General features: G+C 70.0%; 18 protein-coding genes. 10 read left to right on the top strand and 8 right to left on the bottom strand.

All coding sequences use genetic code 11. The features are described 5' to 3' along the window. Positions 1–35 precede the first annotated feature (35 nt). Both L3Q67_RS09785 and L3Q67_RS09790 read left to right on the top strand, forming a co-directional pair. A complete protein-coding gene (locus L3Q67_RS09785) occupies positions 36–1652 on the top strand; it encodes a sensor histidine kinase (RefSeq protein ID WP_499189217.1) in 1617 nt (538 codons plus the stop codon). Beyond that, positions 1649–2338, top strand: coding sequence for a response regulator (locus tag L3Q67_RS09790; RefSeq protein ID WP_499189218.1), 690 nt, complete (start codon positions 1649–1651; stop codon positions 2336–2338). The genes L3Q67_RS09785 and L3Q67_RS09790 overlap by 4 nt, the downstream gene beginning before the upstream one ends. A gap of 242 nt (positions 2339–2580) precedes the next feature. Here the strand turns inward: L3Q67_RS09790 and arfB are convergent, their stop codons facing one another. From arfB to L3Q67_RS09820, 6 genes are all read right to left on the bottom strand, one after another. Continuing rightward, complete coding sequence (gene arfB, locus L3Q67_RS09795; protein ID WP_499189219.1) at positions 2581–3018, bottom strand: aminoacyl-tRNA hydrolase; 438 nt, start codon at positions 3016–3018, stop codon at positions 2581–2583. Further along, positions 2999–4069 (bottom strand): phosphoribosylformylglycinamidine cyclo-ligase, encoded by a 1071-nt coding sequence (gene purM / locus L3Q67_RS09800; RefSeq protein ID WP_499189220.1) that lies wholly within the window; start codon positions 4067–4069, stop codon positions 2999–3001. The genes arfB and purM overlap by 20 nt, the downstream gene beginning before the upstream one ends. A 32-nt stretch (positions 4070–4101) precedes the next feature. After that, positions 4102–5649 (bottom strand): amidophosphoribosyltransferase, encoded by a 1548-nt coding sequence (gene purF / locus L3Q67_RS09805; protein WP_499189221.1) that lies wholly within the window; start codon positions 5647–5649, stop codon positions 4102–4104. Between the two features lie 190 nt (positions 5650–5839). After that, a complete protein-coding gene (locus tag L3Q67_RS09810) occupies positions 5840–6241 on the bottom strand; it encodes a hypothetical protein (RefSeq protein ID WP_499189222.1) in 402 nt (133 codons plus the stop codon). Next, positions 6228–6443 carry a DUF397 domain-containing protein gene (locus L3Q67_RS09815; RefSeq protein WP_499191479.1) on the bottom strand — a complete coding sequence of 72 codons (216 nt, stop codon included), beginning with the start codon at positions 6441–6443 and terminating at the stop codon, positions 6228–6230. Before L3Q67_RS09815 ends, L3Q67_RS09810 begins: the two co-directional genes overlap by 14 nt. A gap of 239 nt (positions 6444–6682) precedes the next feature. Further along, the gene (locus L3Q67_RS09820; protein WP_499189223.1) at positions 6683–7558 is read right to left on the bottom strand and encodes a Sco1979 family transcriptional regulator; all 876 of its coding nucleotides are present in this window, start codon (positions 7556–7558) and stop codon (positions 6683–6685) included. A gap of 156 nt (positions 7559–7714) precedes the next feature. On the opposite strand from L3Q67_RS09820, the gene L3Q67_RS09825 reads away from it, so the two are divergent. After that, the gene (locus tag L3Q67_RS09825) at positions 7715–8551 is read left to right on the top strand and encodes a class I SAM-dependent methyltransferase (protein ID WP_499189224.1); all 837 of its coding nucleotides are present in this window, start codon (positions 7715–7717) and stop codon (positions 8549–8551) included. Here the strand turns inward: L3Q67_RS09825 and L3Q67_RS09830 are convergent, their stop codons facing one another. Then, positions 8552–8932 (bottom strand): sterol carrier family protein, encoded by a 381-nt coding sequence (locus L3Q67_RS09830; RefSeq protein WP_499189225.1) that lies wholly within the window; start codon positions 8930–8932, stop codon positions 8552–8554. Positions 8933–8998: 66 nt separating this feature from the next. On the opposite strand from L3Q67_RS09830, the gene L3Q67_RS09835 reads away from it, so the two are divergent. The 7 genes from L3Q67_RS09835 (at position 8999) to L3Q67_RS09865 (ending at position 15551) form a co-directional block, all read left to right on the top strand. Continuing rightward, a complete protein-coding gene (locus L3Q67_RS09835; RefSeq protein ID WP_499189226.1) occupies positions 8999–9619 on the top strand; it encodes a type VII secretion system-associated protein in 621 nt (206 codons plus the stop codon). A gap of 96 nt (positions 9620–9715) precedes the next feature. Further along, entirely contained in the window at positions 9716–10525 is an 810-nt protein-coding gene (locus tag L3Q67_RS09840; RefSeq protein ID WP_499189227.1) for a lysozyme, read from the top strand. Positions 10526–10694: 169 nt separating this feature from the next. Then, on the top strand, positions 10695–11621 hold the full coding sequence (locus L3Q67_RS09845; RefSeq protein WP_499189228.1) for a lysozyme: 927 nt from the start codon (positions 10695–10697) through the stop codon (positions 11619–11621). A gap of 135 nt (positions 11622–11756) precedes the next feature. After that, positions 11757–12332: a hypothetical protein gene (locus L3Q67_RS09850; protein ID WP_499189229.1), complete on the top strand. Its 576-nt coding sequence runs from the start codon at positions 11757–11759 to the stop codon at positions 12330–12332. Positions 12333–12485: 153 nt separating this feature from the next. Then, on the top strand, positions 12486–13304 hold the full coding sequence (locus L3Q67_RS09855; RefSeq protein WP_499189230.1) for a flagellar basal body-associated FliL family protein: 819 nt from the start codon (positions 12486–12488) through the stop codon (positions 13302–13304). Positions 13305–13446: 142 nt separating this feature from the next. Continuing rightward, positions 13447–14499 (top strand): hypothetical protein, encoded by a 1053-nt coding sequence (locus L3Q67_RS09860; protein ID WP_499189231.1) that lies wholly within the window; start codon positions 13447–13449, stop codon positions 14497–14499. Positions 14500–14504: 5 nt separating this feature from the next. Continuing rightward, the gene (locus L3Q67_RS09865; RefSeq protein WP_499189232.1) at positions 14505–15551 is read left to right on the top strand and encodes a pentapeptide repeat-containing protein; all 1047 of its coding nucleotides are present in this window, start codon (positions 14505–14507) and stop codon (positions 15549–15551) included. Between the two features lie 3 nt (positions 15552–15554). Here the strand turns inward: L3Q67_RS09865 and purL are convergent, their stop codons facing one another. Then, positions 15555–17825, bottom strand: coding sequence for a phosphoribosylformylglycinamidine synthase subunit PurL (gene purL, locus L3Q67_RS09870; RefSeq protein ID WP_499191480.1), 2271 nt, complete (start codon positions 17823–17825; stop codon positions 15555–15557). Positions 17826–17929 lie beyond the last annotated feature (104 nt).

Here is a 17929-nt window from a genome sequence, read left to right on the forward strand (position 1 = left end):
GCGGCATCAGGTCGCGGAGGTGCGATAGTGGCTGGATGCAGCGAGGATCACTGGCGCGCCAGCTGCTCGGGTGGCAGCTGGTGATCGTGTTCGCCCTGCTCGCGTGCGTCGCGCTGTTCTCGGTGGCGCAGTCGAACAAGTCGTTCGCCGACGTCGAGGGGCGCCGCCTGCTGTCGGTCGCGGAGAACGTGGCCGCCACGCCCGGGGTGCGCGAGAACCTGCCCGACCCGCTGCGCCGCGACCCGCTGCCGGTGTTCGCCGAGGGCGCGCGCAGCCTTTCCGGCGCCGATTTCGTGATCATCACCGACCGCGCCCACCGGATCATCACTTCGCCCGATCCCAAGCAGGTCGGCACCACATTGGACCTCGGCGACAGCATGATCACCAGCGGCCGCGCCTGGGTCGGCGAGCTCGGCGGCTCGCTGGTCGCGCACGTGCCGGTGATCAGCGACCGCGGCACGGTCGACGGCATCGTGGCCGCGGGCAAGGCCACCCCCGGCTTCTTCGAAGGCATCGGCAACTCCGCCGGTGACGCGCTCGCGTTGCTCGGCATCGCCACCGTGCTGGGCATCGCCGGTTCGGCGCTGCTGGCGTGGCGGGTCAAGCGGCAGACGCTCGGCATGGAGCCGCGCGAGATCGCCGGGCTGGCCGAGCACCGCGAGGCGCTGCTGCACGGCATCAAGGAAGGGGTGCTCGGCCTGGACCAGCAGCACCGGATCACCCTGGTGAACGACCACGCGCGGGAACTGCTGGCGCTGCCGGACGAGTGCGTCGGCACCGCGGTCGCCGACCTGGAGATCAACGAACGGCTGAAGGACGTGCTCACCGGCCGGGCCGAGGGGGTGGACCAGATCGTGCTGCGGGCCGGGCGGGTGCTGGTGATCAACCGGTTGCCGATCGCCGAACTGGGTGCCGTGGCCACGCTGCGCGACCGGACCGAGCTGGTCAACCTGCGGGAAGAACTGGCGGCCAACTCCCGCGCCACCGACACGCTGCGCGCGCAGGCGCACGAATTCACCAACCGGCTGCACACCATCGCCGGGCTGATCGAACTGGGCGAGTACGACGAGGTGCGCGAGTACGTCGACCTGGTGGCGCACGAGCAGGGAGAGTGGCAGGACAAGGTGACCAGCCGGGTGGCCGACATCGCGGTGGCCGCGCTGCTGATCGCCAAGGCCAGCCTCGCCGCCGAGCAGGGCGCCGGGCTGCGGCTGACCGACGACAGCAGACTGGGACCGGTGGACGAGCGGCTCTCCGGTGACCTGGTCACCGTCGTCGGCAACCTGGTGGACAACGCGCTCGACGCGCTGCGCGCGGCCGGGCCGAAGCTCGGGGACTGGATCGAAATCGGCATCCGGCACGGCGAATCGCAGGTGGAGGTGGTGGTGCGGGACTCCGGACCGGGGGTGGCGCCGGAAATCGCCACCGAGGTGTTCGCGCACGGCTTCACCACGAAGGCCGCCGAGCACGGTGGTCAGCGTGGGCTCGGGCTGGCGCTGACCAGGCAGACCTGCATCCGGCGCGGTGGCACGGTGGAGGTGCACAACGCCGCGCCGCCCGCACGGGGGACGACCCCCGGCCCCCCGAACCGATCGGGAGGGGCGGTGTTCACCGCCGTGCTGCCCCTGATCGCGGAACGGGTGACGCGGTGATCCGGGTACTGGTGGTGGACGACGACTTCATGGTCGCGAAGGTCCACAGTGGATACGTCGAACGGGTGGCGGGCTTCAGCGTGGTCGGCGTCGCCCACACCGGCGCCGACGCCCTGCGCGCGGTCCGCGACCTGCGCCCGGACCTGGTGCTGCTGGACATCTACCTGCCCGACATGGACGGCATCGCGGTACTGCGCGCGCTGCGGGCCGATCCGTCCACTGTAGACACGGACGTGGTGATCATCAGCGCCGCGCGCGACGTGGACACCGTGCGCAACGCCATGCGCGGCGGGGTGCTGCACTACCTGATCAAACCCTTCTCGGCCTCGGCGCTACGGGACCAACTGCAACACTTCGCCGCGCTGCAAGCAAAACTCGCGCGCTTGTCGGAACGACGTGAAGTGTCGAACCAGGAAGACGTGGACGACGTGTTCGCCGCTCGCCCGCGAGGCACCAGCGTGTTGCCGAAAGGGCTCACGCAGCAAACCGCGGAACTGGTGGAACAAGCCCTACGCGCCCGCCCGGACGGCCTCTCCGCCACGGAATGCGCGCAGGCCACAGAACTCTCGCGCCCCAGCGCACGCCGGTACCTCGAATACTTCGCCGACACCGGCAAAGCCGACGTGCGCCTACGCTACGGCGGCACCGGCCGCCCAGAACGCCAATACCACTGGATCGGGGAGTAACCCATGCCGTGAATGTGGCTTTCACAGCACATTCCGCCGTGAAAGCCACATTCACGGCACCCCACCCCCAACGCGACCGCCGCCCGGGGGCATCCACCGCGAGCGCCCGCCCAGACCCCCCCACCCCACCCCGGTCCACAGCCAAAAACACGGCGGGGATGGCCTTGTCAAGGCATCATTCCCGCCTTGACAAGGCCATCCCCGCCGTAGTCACAATCAGAAACCGGGGCGAAACACACCCCTCAATCCTCGAACCCAGACCGACGTTTCCTCTTCACATCCGACCGCCGCTTCTTAGCCGCGATCCGACGTTCCTTCGACCCCCGCGTCGGCTTAGTAGGACGCCGCGGTGGAGGCGGAGGCGCAGCAGCCTCCGCCAAAGCCATTGCCAGCCGAGCCCGGGCGGCTTCCCGGTTCGCCAGTTGCGCCCGGTGCTCGCTCGCCGCGATCGTCAGCACACCGTCCACCAACCGCCCCGACAGCCGATCGAGCAGGCGGGCCCGCAGCGACTCCGGGACGGCGGCCGAGTGTGCCACGTCGAAGGAGAGTTCCACCCGCGAGTCCGTGGTGTTCACGCCCTGCCCGCCCGGCCCCGAAGACCGCGAGAACCGCTCGCTCAGCTCCCCGGCCGGGATCACGAACCGGGAGCCGACGCGCAGGTCAGAACCGGGGGTGGTCACCGGACAGCACCGCCCGCGGACCGTCGGGGTCCTCGGCGGGGCGGACGTCACCGAGCACCCACGCCGGCACGTGCCGCGCGGTCAGCACGGCGAGCGCGCGGTCGACCTCCTCGGACGCCACCACGGCGACCATGCCGACGCCCATGTTGAACGTCTTCTCCATCTCGGCCCGCTCCACCCGGCCGCGGTGCGCGATCAGCGCGAACACCGGCGCCGGCGTCCACGTGCCGCGTTCCAGCGAAGCGGTCAGCCCGCGCGGCATCACACGCGCGAGGTTCGCCTCCAGGCCACCGCCGGTGATGTGCGCGAACGTGCGCACCTCGGTCTCGGCGGCCAGCGCCAGGCAGTCCTTCGCGTAGATGCGGGTCGGCTCCAGCATTTCCTCGCCGAGCGTGCGACCGAACTCCTCGACCTGCCCGTCCAGCGGCATCCGGGCGATCTCCAGCAGCACGTGGCGCGCCAAAGAGTACCCGTTCGAGTGAAGTCCGGAAGATCCCATCGCGAGGACCACGTCGCCGGGGCGCACCCGCTCCGGCCCGAGCACGTCGGCGGCCTCGACCACGCCGACCCCGGTCGCCGAGATGTCGTAGTCGTGCTCGCCCATCATCCCGGGGTGCTCCGCGGTCTCCCCGCCGAGCAGCGCGCACCCGGCCTGCACGCAGCCTTCCGCGATGCCGCCGACCAGCGCCTCGATCTTCTTCGGCACCACCTTGCCCACGGCGATGTAGTCCTGCAGGAACAGCGGCTCGGCCCCGGTCACCACCAGGTCGTCGACCACCATCGCGACCAGGTCGATGCCGACCGTGTCGTGCTTGTCCAGCGCCTGCGCCACGGCGATCTTGGTGCCGACGCCGTCGGTGGAGGAGGCCAGCACCGGCTCGGTCCAGCGGTCCAGCTTCAGCGAAAAGAGCCCGGCGAACCCGCCGACCCCGCCGAGCACCTCCGGCCGCGTCGCCCGCTGGGCATGCGGTTTGAGCAGCTCGACGGCCTCGTCACCGGCATCGATGCTGACGCCGGCCGCGGCGTAGGTGGCGTTCGTGGACTCGCTCACGAAAGCGGTCTCCGTCCTTGGGAGAAAATCGGCTAGGGACGCCGGACGGCGTCTTCGGCACCGTACCCCGCAGGAGTGACGGGTTTGGCGGCACCTTCGGCGGCCGCGGCGCCGTTCATGCCTTCCAGCAGGTGCTTGCCGATCAGCGCGTCGTCCGGCAGCGGGATCGGGTACTCCCCGTCGAAGCAGGCCGAGCACAGCCGGGATTTCGGCTGCTCGGAGGCCGCGATCAGGCCCTCCAGCGACACGTAGCCGAGCGAATCCGCGCCGATCGAACGGCGTACACCGTCGGCGTCGACGCCGTTGGCGATCAGTTCCGCGCGCGAGGCGAAGTCGATGCCGTAGAAGCACGGCCAGCGCACCGGCGGCGACGCGATCCGGACGTGGACCTCGAGCGCACCCGCCTCGCGCAGCATCCGGACCAGCGCGCGCTGGGTGTTGCCGCGCACGATCGAGTCGTCCACCACGACCAGCCGCTTGCCGCGGATCACGTCCCGCAGCGGGTTCAGCTTCAGCCGGATGCCCAATTGGCGGATGGTCTGCGACGGCTGGATGAACGTCCGGCCCACGTAGGCGTTCTTGACCAGGCCCGAGCCGTACGGGATGCCGGAGGCCTGCGCGTACCCGATGGCCGCGGGCGTGCCGGACTCCGGGACCGGGATGACCAGGTCACCGTCGGCCGGGTGCTCCTTGGCCAGGCGCTTGCCGATGTCCACGCGGGTGGCGTGCACGCTGCGACCGGCGATCGAGGTGTCCGGCCGGGCCAGGTAGACGTATTCGAACACGCAGCCCTTGGGCTCCGGGGTGGCGAAGCGCGAGGACCGCAGGCCCTCGGCGTCGATCGCGATCAGCTCACCCGGCTCGACCTCGCGGACGAACGAAGCGCCGACGATGTCCAGCGCGGCGGTCTCACTCGCGACCACCCAGCCGCGTTCGAGCCTGCCGAGCACCAGCGGGCGCACCCCGTGCGGGTCGCGCGCGGCGTACAGCGTCGACTCGTCGGCGAAGACCAGGCAGAACGCGCCACGCAGGGTGGGCAGCAGTTCCATCGCGGCGGCCTCGATGCCGCGGTCGGCGGCCTGGGAGGCGAGCAGCCCGCAGACCAGGTCCGAGTCGCTGGACGAGCCGGTCAGCCCGGCGTGCGGCTTGAGCCCGGCGGCCACGGTGCGTTCGCGCAGCTCGGCGGTGTTGACCAGGTTGCCGTTGTGCGCGAAGGAGATGCCGCTGCCGGTGTCGGTGGTGCGGAAGATCGGCTGCGCGTTCTCCCAGATGGTCGCGCCGGTGGTCGAGTACCGGCAGTGGCCGACGGCGATGTGGCCCTGCAACGAGGACAGCACCTGCTCGTCGAACACCTGGCTGACCAGGCCGAGGTCCTTGAACACGACGATCTGGCTGCCGTCGGAGACCGAGATGCCCGCGGCTTCCTGCCCGCGGTGCTGAAGTGCGTAGAGCCCGTAGTAGGCGAGTTTCGCGACCTCCTCGCCGGGCGCCCAGACACCGAAGACACCGCATTCTTCGCGGGGTTCCGGGTCGGGCTGGTCGGTTGGGGCAAGTCCAGTGTTCGACTGGTCGGATACCACCGAGGAGCTCCCTGGAGAAGTGGTCAGGCAGTTTCAGTGTAAACGGTGATCGCGGCGATCCGCCGTGCTGCGCGCGGCATCACAACCGGCGCCGCGTCCACTGTGTACGACGGGGTGCGGCGTGGTCGAACCGGGCACGCGGAAGCCCCGGGTGACCAGGTCACCCGGGGCTGGTGTGCGGCACGGGGGCTCAGGCGCTCGCGGGCAGCCACTTGGCCGCCCCGGCGCGTCCGGGCACCCAGCAACCCCGGCCGCTGTGCTCCGGCTCGGGCGCCGCCGGGCGTTCCGGCAACGCGAGCAGCTGGTCGATCACGGTCGGCACCGAGCCGATGACCCGCCACAAGACGGTCCGCGGGGCGAGGATGTCCGGCTCACCGCCGGGCATCCTGGTGGCGATCACGTCGTCCTCGGCGTGGAGCTGGACCACGTCGATGACGTCCTCGTGCGCCCGGATCCCGACCACGGCGAGCACTTCACCCTCGGGGCTGCGCGGGTGCACGAACTGGTAACCGCGGTCGATCAGGCGCCGCAGCCTGGTCTCGGTGTCGCTGATCGGGGTCGCGGCGGCGTCCGCGAGCTCAGCTGAGGACATCGTCGAACTCTCCGTCCTTGGCGCCGGCCAGGAAGGCGGCCATTTCGGCCTGGGTGTAGACGAGGGCGGGCCCCGCCGGGAACCGCGAGTTGCGCACCGCGATGGAGCCGTCCGCCAGCGGGGCGACCTCCACGCAGTTGCCGAGCGCCCCACTGCGGGAGCTCTTCTTCCACCGCGCACCGGCGAGCAGGTCGGCCCGCATGCCGTTCGAGATCTGCGTCACCCCGGTCCCCACCTTCCCCGGCTCAGTTGTTCAGCGGGTGCAAATGCACGTGCATTTGACTTGTGCCGATGACTTTAGCACGCAGCTACGCCGATGAGGGTGCACGTGCAGCAATTAATGCACGCGTTGTCACAGAGTGAGGTCAAAGATTAACAATAACTCACGACAGTGTTAACAGAAGCTGGACTGGCCTAGTCGGCAGCTACACAGCGTGAAATTCAGAGGTCCGCACGGACCTTCGCGATGGTGGTGCGGCTGCGCTCGGGAGTTTCCGCGTCGACCGCCAGGCGGTCCAGCGCGCGGCTGTACATCTCGAAGTCGGCCAGCTTCTCCAGGTAGAGCGCCCCGGCGAGGTGCTCGATGTAAACGATGTTCGGCAGTTCAGGTTCGGCGAATCGCAGCAGCGTGAACGCGCCCTCGGCCGAGTAACCGCTCAGCCGGTACGGCACCACCTGCAGCGAGATGTGCGACATCGTGGTCATTTCGAGCAGTTTGTCCAGCTGCTCCTTGAACACCTTTCGGCCGCCGATCGGCCGGTGCAGCACCGACTCGTCGATGACCGCCCACAGCCGCGGCGCCTCCGGCCGGTTCAGCAGCTTCTGCCGCCGCATCCGGATCGCCACGCGGCGCTCGACGTCGTCATCGCGCGACTCGGGGCGGCCGTGGCTGACGATGGCGCGCGCGTAGTCCTCGGTCTGCAGGAGGCCGGGCACGAACTGCAGTTCGTAGGTCTGGATGCGCTGGGACGCCTCTTCCAGCCCCACGTAGTCGTCGAACCAGCGGGGCATCAGGTCGTTGTAGCGGTTCCACCAGCCCGGCTGGTTGGACTGCTTGACCAGCTCGACGAAGGCGGAGCGCTCTTCGGGGTCGTCGACGCCGTACATGGTGAGCAGGTCGACGACGTCGCGTTCCTTGAAGCCGACGCGGCCCAGCTCCATGCGGCTGATCTTGGATTCGGAGGCGCGGATGCTGTAACCGGCTTCCGCCCTGGTCACGCCCTCGCGCTCGCGCAGCCTGCGCAACTGGGTGCCGAGCACCATGCGGCGCGCGGTGGGCCCGAAGGACTCACCACTCGGCCCCTCGATCGAGGTCACTTGCGCTCCGCTCCCTGTTCACTCACACCAGCAGTGAGGCGACCACCCAACGTACATACCCATTGTGCACTGTCAAGCCCGCCGTCGTTTACCACCTGGGCGTGCACCTTTACGCTACGTGGAACGTGTCCCAGTTCACAATCCCAGGAGGTACACATGCCTGCCGGAACCGCTGCTTCGCCCGAACGCGCACCGGTGGGGGTGGACCCGACACGAGCGAGCATCGCCCGGGTCTACGACGCTTTCCTGAACGGCAAGGACAACTACGAGATCGACCGCGAGGTGCTGCGCGGGGTGCAGCAGAAGGCTCCCGAAGCGCAGGACCTGGCCACCGAGAACCGCGGTTTCCTGATCCGGGCCTGCCGCTTCCTGGCGTCGCAGACCGGCATCACCCAGTACCTCGACCTCGGGTCCGGCCTGCCCACCGCGGAGAACACCCACCAGGTCGTGCAGCGCCTGGTCCCCGAGTCGACGGTGGTCTACGTGGACAACGACCCGGTGGTGCTCGCGCACGGGCGCGCGCTGCTGGAGGAGAACGACCGGACCCACCTGATCTCGGCGGACATCTTCCACCCGCGCGAGGTGCTCGAGCACCCGGAGGTGTGCGCCCACCTCGACTTCAGCCAGCCGATCGCGCTGCTGCAGGCGGGCACGCTGCACCACCACGTCGGCGACCCGGCCGAGCCGGCCCGGCTCATGCGCGAGTACATCGACGCGCTGGCCCCCGGCTCGTACGTGGCGATCAGCCACTTCCTCGATCCGGAGAACGAGCACAGCCCGATCGCCCGCAAGATGGAGGACGTGTTCGTGCACAGCCCGATGGGCTCGGGCACCTTCCGCACGCACAAGGAGCTGCTGGAGCTGTTCGGTGACCTCGAACTGGTCGACCCCGGGCTGACCCGCTGCGCCGACTGGTGGCCGGACGGCCCGCGGATCAAGCCGCTGAACCAGGTCCAGCACTGCATCGCCGGTGCCGTCGGACGGAAGAGATAACTAGAGACGAAGAACCGGCAGCAGGTGGGCGAGGTCGGCGCGACTGCCCGAAGCGCTGACCCGCCCACCGTCCAGGGCGCTCGCCCAGTCGAGCCGCCCGGTGGCCAGTTCGAGCCAGGTGCGCGGATCGGTCTCCACCACGTTCGGCGGGGTGCCGCGGGTGTGGCGCGGGCCTTCGACGCACTGCACGGCGGCGAACGGCGGCACCCGCACCTCCACCGACCGCCCCGGTGCGTCGGCGGCCAGCGTGCGCAGGCTCAGCCGGACCGCCTTGGCCAGTTCCGGGCGCGCGGGCTCCGGGCCGGCACCGGTCAGCCACGGTGCCACCGCGCCGACCGCGGCACGTAACTCAGCGGGGTCGACCGAACGCGAAGCGGGCATGCGCTCCACAGTAGAGTGGAGCACCACTCGGCTTGCCCGAAACCCAGTATTCGTCGAAGGGACGACATGGCGCAGCGCGATGACTCGGACCGGGCCACGGCCCAGGACGTCCCGGTGAGGGCACCCAAGATCACCGACGAGATGCGCGCGAACGCCAGGGCCAACCCGGACAGCTGGCTGTACGTGATCGACGAGGCCTTCGACCCCCAGGGCCCGGTGCCCTCGTGGGCGGTCGTCGGCGCCTACCCGGTGAACACCGCGGGCCAGGTGATCGAGGACTTCCACCCGAACGATCGCTACCGCCCCTCGCCCAAGGCGCTGGGTTTCCCCGAGCCGGGCAACGACCTGGAGCGGCTGCTGCAACTGGTCCGCACCCAGCACCGCCCGGCGGGCGACCTGCCGCGGGTCATCCTCGATTCCACCCTGTTCGTCTACGCCCTCTCGCCGGTGCAGCGCACGGTGATCGGCTTCCACAACACCGACGGCCGGGTGCTGGTGCCCGCCTACACCGCGAAGAACCTGGTGCCGAAGGACTGGCCGCACGCCCGCGCGGTGCTCGGCCGGGACCTGGTCGAACTGCTCGCCGGTCACCCGGTGGCGATCAACCCGCACGAGGCCGTCACCGCCGTGGTGCCCGCCGAGCACCTGCTCAAGGCGCTCGCCGAGGAAGCCGCTGACCAGGGCTGATTCACTCGATCAAGCGACGCTCACCGAGCGAGGTCGCCGCGATGGGGGGATCGTCGAGAGTGGACGAACAGCCCCCCACACGGCAGGAGCGATGCCATGCGCCGGTTTCCCTGTCTCGCGATCTGTGCCGGTCTCGCGCTGACCACCTTCACGGCGATCAGCGCCGTCCCGGCCGTCGCCGACTACTCGCTCGCTGAGGACAATCACGCGGGCTCGCAGATCGCCGCCGTCGAAGGCGTGCACGGGCTGCCCGACCACACCCGCTACACCGCCGAGGGCCAGACCCTCGGCCACGACGTGAGCGGGCACCAGGGCGCGGTCGACTGGCACGCCGCCGCCGGTGCGGGCGCCAGGTTCGTCTACGTCAAGGCCACCGAGGGCACCGGGTTCACGAACCCGCAGTTCGGGCAGCAGTACAACGGCGCGCACGGGGTCGGCCTGATCCGCGGCGCCTACCACTTCGGCCGCCCCGACGTCTCCGGCGGCGCCGAGCAGGCGAACTACTTCGTGGACAACGGCGGCGGCTGGGCCGGTGACGGCAAGACCCTGCCCGGCGCGCTCGACGTGGAGTACAACCCGTACAGCGACGACAAGTGCTACGGCAAGGACGCCGCCGGCATGACCGCGTGGATCAAGGACTTCTCCGACACCTACGCGCGGCGCACCGGCCGTCCGCCGGTCATCTACACCTCCACCGGCTGGTGGAAGAAGTGCACCGGCGACAGCACCGCCTTCGGCGGCTCGAACGCGCTCTGGCTGGCCCGCTACGCCCCGGAGATCGGCCCGCTGCCTGCCGGCTGGGCGTACCAGACCATCTGGCAGTTCGCCGACAGCGGGAGCCTGCCCGGCGATCAGAACTACTACAACGGCACCGAGGACCGCGTCGCCGCGATGGCGCGCGGCTGACCCGTCCCGGGTTGCCGCGCGAACACTCGAAAATTACTCACCGCGGATACATCTTTCCCGCGATTTCGTGACAAAGCCGACCCCGGTCGTCAACAATCAACGACCGGACGGCCACCTGCAGTGAGCCGTTCACCGCGAGGGTATATGTGAAGGGAATTCCCCTATGTCCATGCGAAGAGAAAGCCGGGACCGCCACAGCCGCCTGCACGGCGCGGTCGTCACCGTTGCGGCAGGCCTGCTCCTGCTCGGTTCGCTCGTCCCTGCAAGTGCGAGCACCTACAACGACGACACCGGCTCAGCACCCGAGGAAACGGTCCCCGCGTTCATCGACGGCATGCCCGTCGACGAGTACGTCCGGACCTTCGACCACCCGCTGGGTTCGCAGATCCGCCGGGTGGAAGGCGACCACTCCACCGAGGAGACCAAGGCCGCCGCGCAGAAGGAACCGGCGATCGGGCCCGGCGGCGTCCAGATCACCGCGAGCGTCGAGGGCATCGACGTCAGCGGGCACCAGGGCAACGTCAACTGGCAGCACTGGTGGAACCAGGGCAAGCGGTTCGCCTTCGTCAAGGCGACCGAGGGCACCGGCTACCAGAACCCGTACTTCACCCAGCAGTACAACGGTTCCTACAACATCGGGATGATCCGCGGGGCGTACCACTTCGCGCTGCCGGACCGCTCGTCGGGCACCGCGCAGGCGGACTACTTCGTGAACAACGGCGGCGGCTGGTCCGGTGACGGCAAGACGCTGCCGGGTGCGCTCGACATCGAGTTCAACCCGTACGGCGCGACCTGCTACGGCAAGTCGCAGGCGTCCATGGGCGCGTGGATCCGCGAGTTCCACGACCGCTACCACGCCAGGACCGGCCGCTGGCCGGTCATCTACACGAACACCAACTGGTGGAACGAGTGCGTCGGCTCGACCCAGAACTTCGGCGCCACCGTGCCGCTCTGGGTCGCGCGGTACAGCTCCACCGTCGGGCCGCTGCCGTACGGCTGGAGCTTCTACTCCTTCTGGCAGTACACCTCCACCCCGATCGACTTCAACCGGTGGAACGGGGACTACGCCCAGCTGCAGAAGATGGCCACGAGCTGACGGCCGGTCCCGGGGGATCCGGTTCGACCGGGTCCCCCGGGCTCCCACCTGCGGTTTCAGCTGAGCTAAGGGCCTTCCAAGCCGATTTCGGTAGACCTGCGGGACGACACCCGCGGCGAAGTGGAAGGCAGCCCGATGACCTTTGTCGAACCGGAGGACGGCGGCGGCCGGAAACCGCCCACCGCGTTGTTGATCGGTATCGCCGCGGCCGTGGTGGTGCTCGCCGTGCTCGCCGTGACCGCGTTCGTCGCGCCGGGCTTCCTGCGCGGGGACCCCGCGCCGGTGGCTGGTGCGACCACCAGCACGCCGGTCCGGACCACTGAGCCACGCCCCACCGCGACTCCGGCGCCCGCCCCCACTTCCACCCCTGCGCCGAGCACGCCGGAGCCGGCACCCGGCGGCCGCGGTGGCACCGGTCCCGCCGATCCCGGCGTCGAGAAGGTGATCAAGGACTTCGTCGCCGCGTTGAACGCGGGCGACGCGGGTGGCGCGAAGGACCTGATGTGCGCGGGCGGCCGCGGTGACGACTCGGCCGTGGGCACGCTCGCCGCGCAGAAGCCGTCGCTGGAGGTGAGCGGACTTCAGGCGAAGTCCTCGAAGGTGCTCACCGGACAGGTCACCGGCACCGCGGACGGCAAACCCGTCGAAGCGAGCGTGACCGCGACGGCGGCGATCGGTGAAGCCTGCGTCGGGTTGTTCACCCTCTCCTGAACTGGTGTTTCCGGCGAAGTGGCTCCCGTTCGGTCACGATCGGACGGGAGCCGCTGTGCTTCCGGCGGTCCCAGCCGGAAGAATGGGCCGCGCCACGGCTCGGACTGTGGTGAGATTCCGACCCGGAACACCCGCTTTACGGAAGGCAGCCTGATGACCTACCCACCGCAGCCGGGGCAGCCCTACGGTGAGCAGCCCGATCCGTACGGCCAGGGCGGCTACGGCCAGCCGGGTCAACCGCAGTCCGGTGGTTTCCCGCAGCAGGGCCAGCCATACGGTCAGCAGCCCGGTTACGACCAGTACGGCCAGCAACAGCAGCAGCCGTACGGTCAGCAGCCGCAGTACGGACAGCAGCCCGGCTACGACCAGTACGGGCAGCCCCAGCAGTACCAGGGCTACCCGCAGGGTGGTGACGGCTTCGGCGGCCCGCCGCCGAAGAAGAGCAAGACCGGGCTCCTGATCGGCCTGGCGGCCGGTCTGGTCGTGCTGATCGCGGTGGGCATCACCGGGTTCGTCGCGCCCGGCTTCTTCCTCAGCAAGGACGAGCCCAGCGCGGCCGGGCAGACCAGCAGCGAAGCCCCCGCGCCCAGCAGCGAGAAGCCCAGCTCCGCGCCGTCCTCGCGCAAGCCGTCGGCGGACAAGCCGTCCTCCAGCAGCAAGCCCGCCCCCGGTGGCACCGGGGACGCCGCGGTGGAGAAGGTCATCCGCGACATGGTCGACAAGATCAACGCGGCCGACGCCTCCGGCGCGATGGGCTTCGTCTGCAAGGGCTCGGAGGGCTCCACCGAGTCGACCGTGCAGGAACTGGTGGCCAAGAAGCCGAACCTGAAGATCGACGAGGTCACCTCGGACACCCCGGGCACCGTGGTCGCCACGGCCACCGGTTCCGCGGGCGGCGACCAGGTGCACGCCACTTTCGGCGCGGGTGACCTGAGCACCGGCCCGTGCGTGGCCGCGGTGTTCGCTTTCTGATCCCAGTTGGCCCACGGCCTCGGCCGACCAGGCAGAATGCCGGTCAGGGGCAACGCGCACGGACTCGGGGAACCCGGACCTCCGTCACCGCGTCGCAGCTATGGGGCGCAGCTCGCGCACGCAGTACTCACGGAGGCTTGACATGACCTACCCACCTCAGCCGGGGCAGCCGTACGGCCAGCAACCCGATCCGTACGGCCAGGGCCAGGGCCAGGGCGGGTACCCGCAGTCGGGCGGCTTCCAGCAGCCGGGCCAGTACGGGCAGCAGCAGCCCGGGTACGACCAGTACGGCCAGCAGCAGCAACCGGGCTACGACCCGTACGGTCAGCAGCAGCAGGGCTACGACCAGACCCAGCAGTACCAGGGCTACCCGCAGCAGGGTGGGTACGGCGCCCCGCCGCCCAAGAAGAAGAGCATGGCCGGGCTGTGGATCGGCCTGGCGATCGGTGCGGTCGTGCTGATCACCGTGGGCATCACCGGGTTCGTCGCGCCCGGCTTCTTCCTCGGTGACGAGGAGGGGCCCGAGGGCACCACGAACGCGATCGTGGCCGCGCTGAACACCCAGGACAAGACCGCGATGCAGGGGCTGATCTGCGCGGACGCCTCCGATGTGGTCAAGGCCGTGCCGGACAACCTCGACGACCTGAGCGCGGCCCGGCTGGTCAGCGGGCCGACGAAGAAGTCGGACACCGAGTACGTGGCCACCGTCGAGGTGACCGAGAAGAAGGACGGCGACACCACCCAGTTCGACGGCACCGTGAGCAAGTCGGGCGACAAGTGGTGCTGGAAGGCGCTCGGCGACGGCCCCACGACGGGTTCCAAGTCGGAGCCGACCTCCAAGCCGAAGACCACCAGCCCCAAGTCCTCGTCGTCGAAGCCCAGCACCAGCCCCGGCGGGTCCGGCAAGTCCGACGGCAAGGCGCTGATCGACGACTTCATCAGCAAGGTCAACTCCGGCGACAAGTCGGGCGCGCTGGCGATGGCCTGCTCCAGCACCGCGAGCCTGCTCGAGACCACGGTCGGCTACGCCATCGACGGCCAGGGCAACTACTCCGTCGCCTCGGCCCCGCCGGACGAGACGCTGGTGAGCGCGGACATCACCGGCACCGAGAGCGGACGTTCGGTCTCGGGCTCGGTGAGCGCGACGAACTTCGACGACGCCGGGTTCTGCATCAGCACCTTCTACGCCTTCTGATCGGCGTGCGGCGGGCGTTGAAGTCCCCGCTGGCGCTGACGATCGCGCTCGCGGTCGTCCTGCTGGTGGGGATCAGTGTCTGGCTGCTGACCGACCCCAAGACCACCCGTGCCGACGCACTGCGCACGGGTGGTCTGGCCGGTGGGGCCATCGTCGCGCTGTACGCGCTGTGGCTCAACGACCGGCGGCGCAAGGTCGAAGAGGGCAGGCAGGAGATCGAGCGGCAGCGGCACGACCTGGAGAGCCGCCGGGCCGAGCGCGACCTGGAACGGGTGGCCGACGAGCGGTTCGCGAAAGCCGTCGAACTGCTGGGCGATGACGCGGACCAGGTCCGGGTCGGGGCGCTGCACGCGCTGGCGGGCCTGGCGCGGAACCGGCTTTCGTACCGGCAGACCGTGCTGGACGTGCTGTGCTCGTACCTGCGCCGCCCGTTCGACCTGGCGGAAGACACACCGGAAACCGCGCGTGAAGGCGTGGTCCGGAAGACCGCGCAACGGCTGATCGCCGACCTGCTCCCGGCCTGCGAAGACCGGGAGGCGGCGACCTACGACCTCGACCTGACCGCGGCCACGCTGGACCACTTCGACCTGTCCGGGCGCCGGATCGGCGAACTGACCCTGCGGGAAGCGGACCTCCACTCCACCACCCGCTTCCACGAACTGCGGGTCGAAGGTCCGCTGTGGATGACGAAGGCGACGGTGCACGGCCACCTGCGGCTGCACGACTCGACCTTCGGCAGGGGCTGGTTCAGCGGCACGAAGTTCCTCGCGACGGCCAACTTCGAGCGCAGCGAGTTCACCGGCCCGGTGACCTTCAGGGACGCGGAGTTCTCGAAGGAGGCGCTGTTCGGCGGCACCACCTTCGCCGAGTCGCTCAGCCTGTACCGCACGAAGTTCGACGACTACGTTGACCTGCGCGTCACCGCGGTGCCCTCGGCGCTGGAGCTGCACAACACGCTGGTCCGCCCGGAACGCACGCACGACCTGCCGGACGGCCTGACCACCCAGCGCCAGCCGAACGGGGACGTGCGGATCGTCCCCGTCCGGGGCTGAGCGTCAGTCGAACAGCGCCGGGAACGTGCGCTCCCAGGTCTCCCGCAGCTCGTCGAGGCCGAAGCTGGTCACGCCCTGGATCTCCAGCGCGCCCGACTCCGGGTCCACCACACCGGTCTTGCGCCACGGCAGCCCGCGCGCGGTGCACATCTCGGTGAAGCGCAGCTCCTCGCTGCGCGGCACGGCGACCAGCACGCGGCCGGCGGACTCGGAGAACAGCTGCACGAACGGGTCGAGCTCGTCGTCCAGCACCACCCGCGCGCCGCACTGTCCGATGAGAACGGTCTCGACGAGGGTCTGCGCGAGGCCGCCGTCGGAGAGGTCGTGCGCGGCGGAGACCATGCCGTCACGCGAACCGGCGACCAGGATCTCGGCGAGCAGCTTCTCGCGCTGCAGGTCCACCTTCGGCGGCACACCACCGAGGTGCCCGTGCACGATGTGCGCCCAGGCCGAACCGTCCAGCTCGTCGTGGGTTTCCCCGAGCAGGATCAGCGTCTCGCCCGCCTCCGCGCCGATGCCGGTCGGGATGCGGCGGCGGACGTCGTCGATGACGCCGAGCACGCCGACCACCGGCGTCGGCAGGATCGCGGTGTCGCCGGTCTGGTTGAAGAAGCTGACGTTGCCGCCGGTCACCGGCACGCCGAGTTCGGCGCAGCCGTCGGCCAGGCCGTGCACCGCGCGCTCGAACTGCCACATCACGCCGGGGTCGGTCGGCGCGCCGAAGTTCAGGCAGTTGGTCACCGCGACCGGGGTGGCGCCGCTGGTGGCCACGTTGCGGTAGGACTCCGCGAGCGCCAGCTGGGTGCCCAGGTACGGGTCGAGGAAGACGAACTTGCTGTTGCAGTCGGTCGACACGGCGACACCCCGGCCGCTCGACTCGTCGATCCGGATCACCCCGGAATCGGCGGGCTGGGCCAGCACGGTGTTGCCGCGGACGTAGCGGTCGTACTGGCTGGTGATCCATTCCTTGGACGCCTGGTTCGGCGAGGAGATCACCTTGAGCACGGTCTCGTGCAGCTCGTCACCGGTCGACGGGCGCGCGAGCGAGGCGCTGGTGTCCGCCTGGAGGGCGTCCTGGGTGGCCGGGCGCGCGTAGGGCCGCTCGTAGACCGGGCCCTGGTGCGCCACGGTGCGCGGCGGCACGTCCACCACGACCTCGTCGTGCCAGGTGATCACCAGGTGCTCGCCGTCGGTCACCTCGCCGATCTCGGTGGCGGTCACGTCCCACTTGGCGCAGACCGCCATGAAGGCGTCCACATCGGAGGGTGCGACCACCGCGCACATGCGTTCCTGCGACTCGCTGGAGAGGATCTCCGCCGGGGTCATGCCCTCGGCGCGCAGCGGCACCCGGTCCAGCACGATGTGCATGCCGCCGTCACCGGCCGCGGCCAGTTCGGACGTGGCGCAGGACAGGCCAGCGCCGCCGAGGTCCTGGATGCCGACCACGAGCTTCTCCGCGAACAGCTCGAGGCAGCACTCGATGAGCACCTTCTCGGTGAACGGGTCGCCGACCTGCACGCTGGGCAGCTTCTTGCGGCCGGTGTTCTCCGAGAAGCTGTCGCTGGCCAGCACCGACACGCCGCCGATGCCGTCGAGGCCGGTGCGCGCGCCGAACAGGATGATCTTGTTGCCGGTGCCCGAAGCGTGCGCGAGGTGCAGGTCCTCGACCCGCATCGCGCCGACGCACAGCGCGTTCACCAGCGGGTTGCCCGCGTAGCTCTCGTCGAAGACCACCTCGCCGCCGATGTTCGGCAGGCCGAGGCAGTTGCCGTACCCGGCCACCCCGGCGACCACGCCGGGCAGCACGCGGCGGGTGTCCGGCGCGTCGGCCGGGCCGAAGCGCAGCGGGTCGGCCACCGCGAGCGGGCGCGCGCCCATCGCCAGGATGTCGCGCACGATGCCGCCGACGCCGGTGGCCGCGCCCTGGTAGGGCTCCACGTAGGACGGGTGGTTGTGGCTCTCCACCTTGAAGGTGACCGCCCAGCCGTCGCCGATGTCGACCACGCCGGCGTTCTCGCCGATGCCCGCGAGCATCTTCTCCTGCATCTCGGGTGTGGTGGTCTCGCCGAAGTACCGCAGGTGCACCTTGGAGGACTTGTAAGAGCAGTGCTCGCTCCACATCACCGAGTACATCGCCAGCTCGGCGTCGGTGGGCCGGCGGCCGAGGATCTCGCGGATCCGGGCGTACTCGTCCTCGGCCAGGCCGAGTTCGAGGTAGGGCTGCGGCACGTCGGGCGTCGCCGCGGCGTGCTCGGTGGTATCGGTGCTGGTCACGGTGTCCGCGTTGGGAATCGCCACAGCGCCGAGGGTACTGGTATGACGAGGCGCACCCCGCCGGGTGGTCGCCGGAAAATGGGTCGCCCCGGCACACCGGTCCC

This window comes from Saccharothrix sp. AJ9571, from assembly GCF_021725495.1.
GTDB classification, from domain to species: Bacteria; Actinomycetota; Actinomycetes; order Mycobacteriales; family Pseudonocardiaceae; genus Amycolatopsis; species Amycolatopsis magusensis.

Coding starts and splice junctions, on each gene's coding strand:
- L3Q67_RS09785 (WP_499189217.1), top strand. CDS start 36: ATGCAGCGAGGATCACTGGCGCGCCAGCTGCTCGGGTGGCAGCTGGTG.
- L3Q67_RS09810 (WP_499189222.1), bottom strand. CDS start 6,241: ATGTCCTCAGCTGAGCTCGCGGACGCCGCCGCGACCCCGATCAGCGAC.
- L3Q67_RS09815 (WP_499191479.1), bottom strand. CDS start 6,443: ATGCGGGCCGACCTGCTCGCCGGTGCGCGGTGGAAGAAGAGCTCCCGC.
- L3Q67_RS09825 (WP_499189224.1), top strand. CDS start 7,715: ATGCCTGCCGGAACCGCTGCTTCGCCCGAACGCGCACCGGTGGGGGTG.
- L3Q67_RS09830 (WP_499189225.1), bottom strand. CDS start 8,932: ATGCCCGCTTCGCGTTCGGTCGACCCCGCTGAGTTACGTGCCGCGGTC.
- L3Q67_RS09835 (WP_499189226.1), top strand. CDS start 8,999: ATGGCGCAGCGCGATGACTCGGACCGGGCCACGGCCCAGGACGTCCCG.
- L3Q67_RS09840 (WP_499189227.1), top strand. CDS start 9,716: ATGCGCCGGTTTCCCTGTCTCGCGATCTGTGCCGGTCTCGCGCTGACC.
- L3Q67_RS09845 (WP_499189228.1), top strand. CDS start 10,695: ATGCGAAGAGAAAGCCGGGACCGCCACAGCCGCCTGCACGGCGCGGTC.
- L3Q67_RS09850 (WP_499189229.1), top strand. CDS start 11,757: ATGACCTTTGTCGAACCGGAGGACGGCGGCGGCCGGAAACCGCCCACC.
- L3Q67_RS09855 (WP_499189230.1), top strand. CDS start 12,486: ATGACCTACCCACCGCAGCCGGGGCAGCCCTACGGTGAGCAGCCCGAT.
- L3Q67_RS09860 (WP_499189231.1), top strand. CDS start 13,447: ATGACCTACCCACCTCAGCCGGGGCAGCCGTACGGCCAGCAACCCGAT.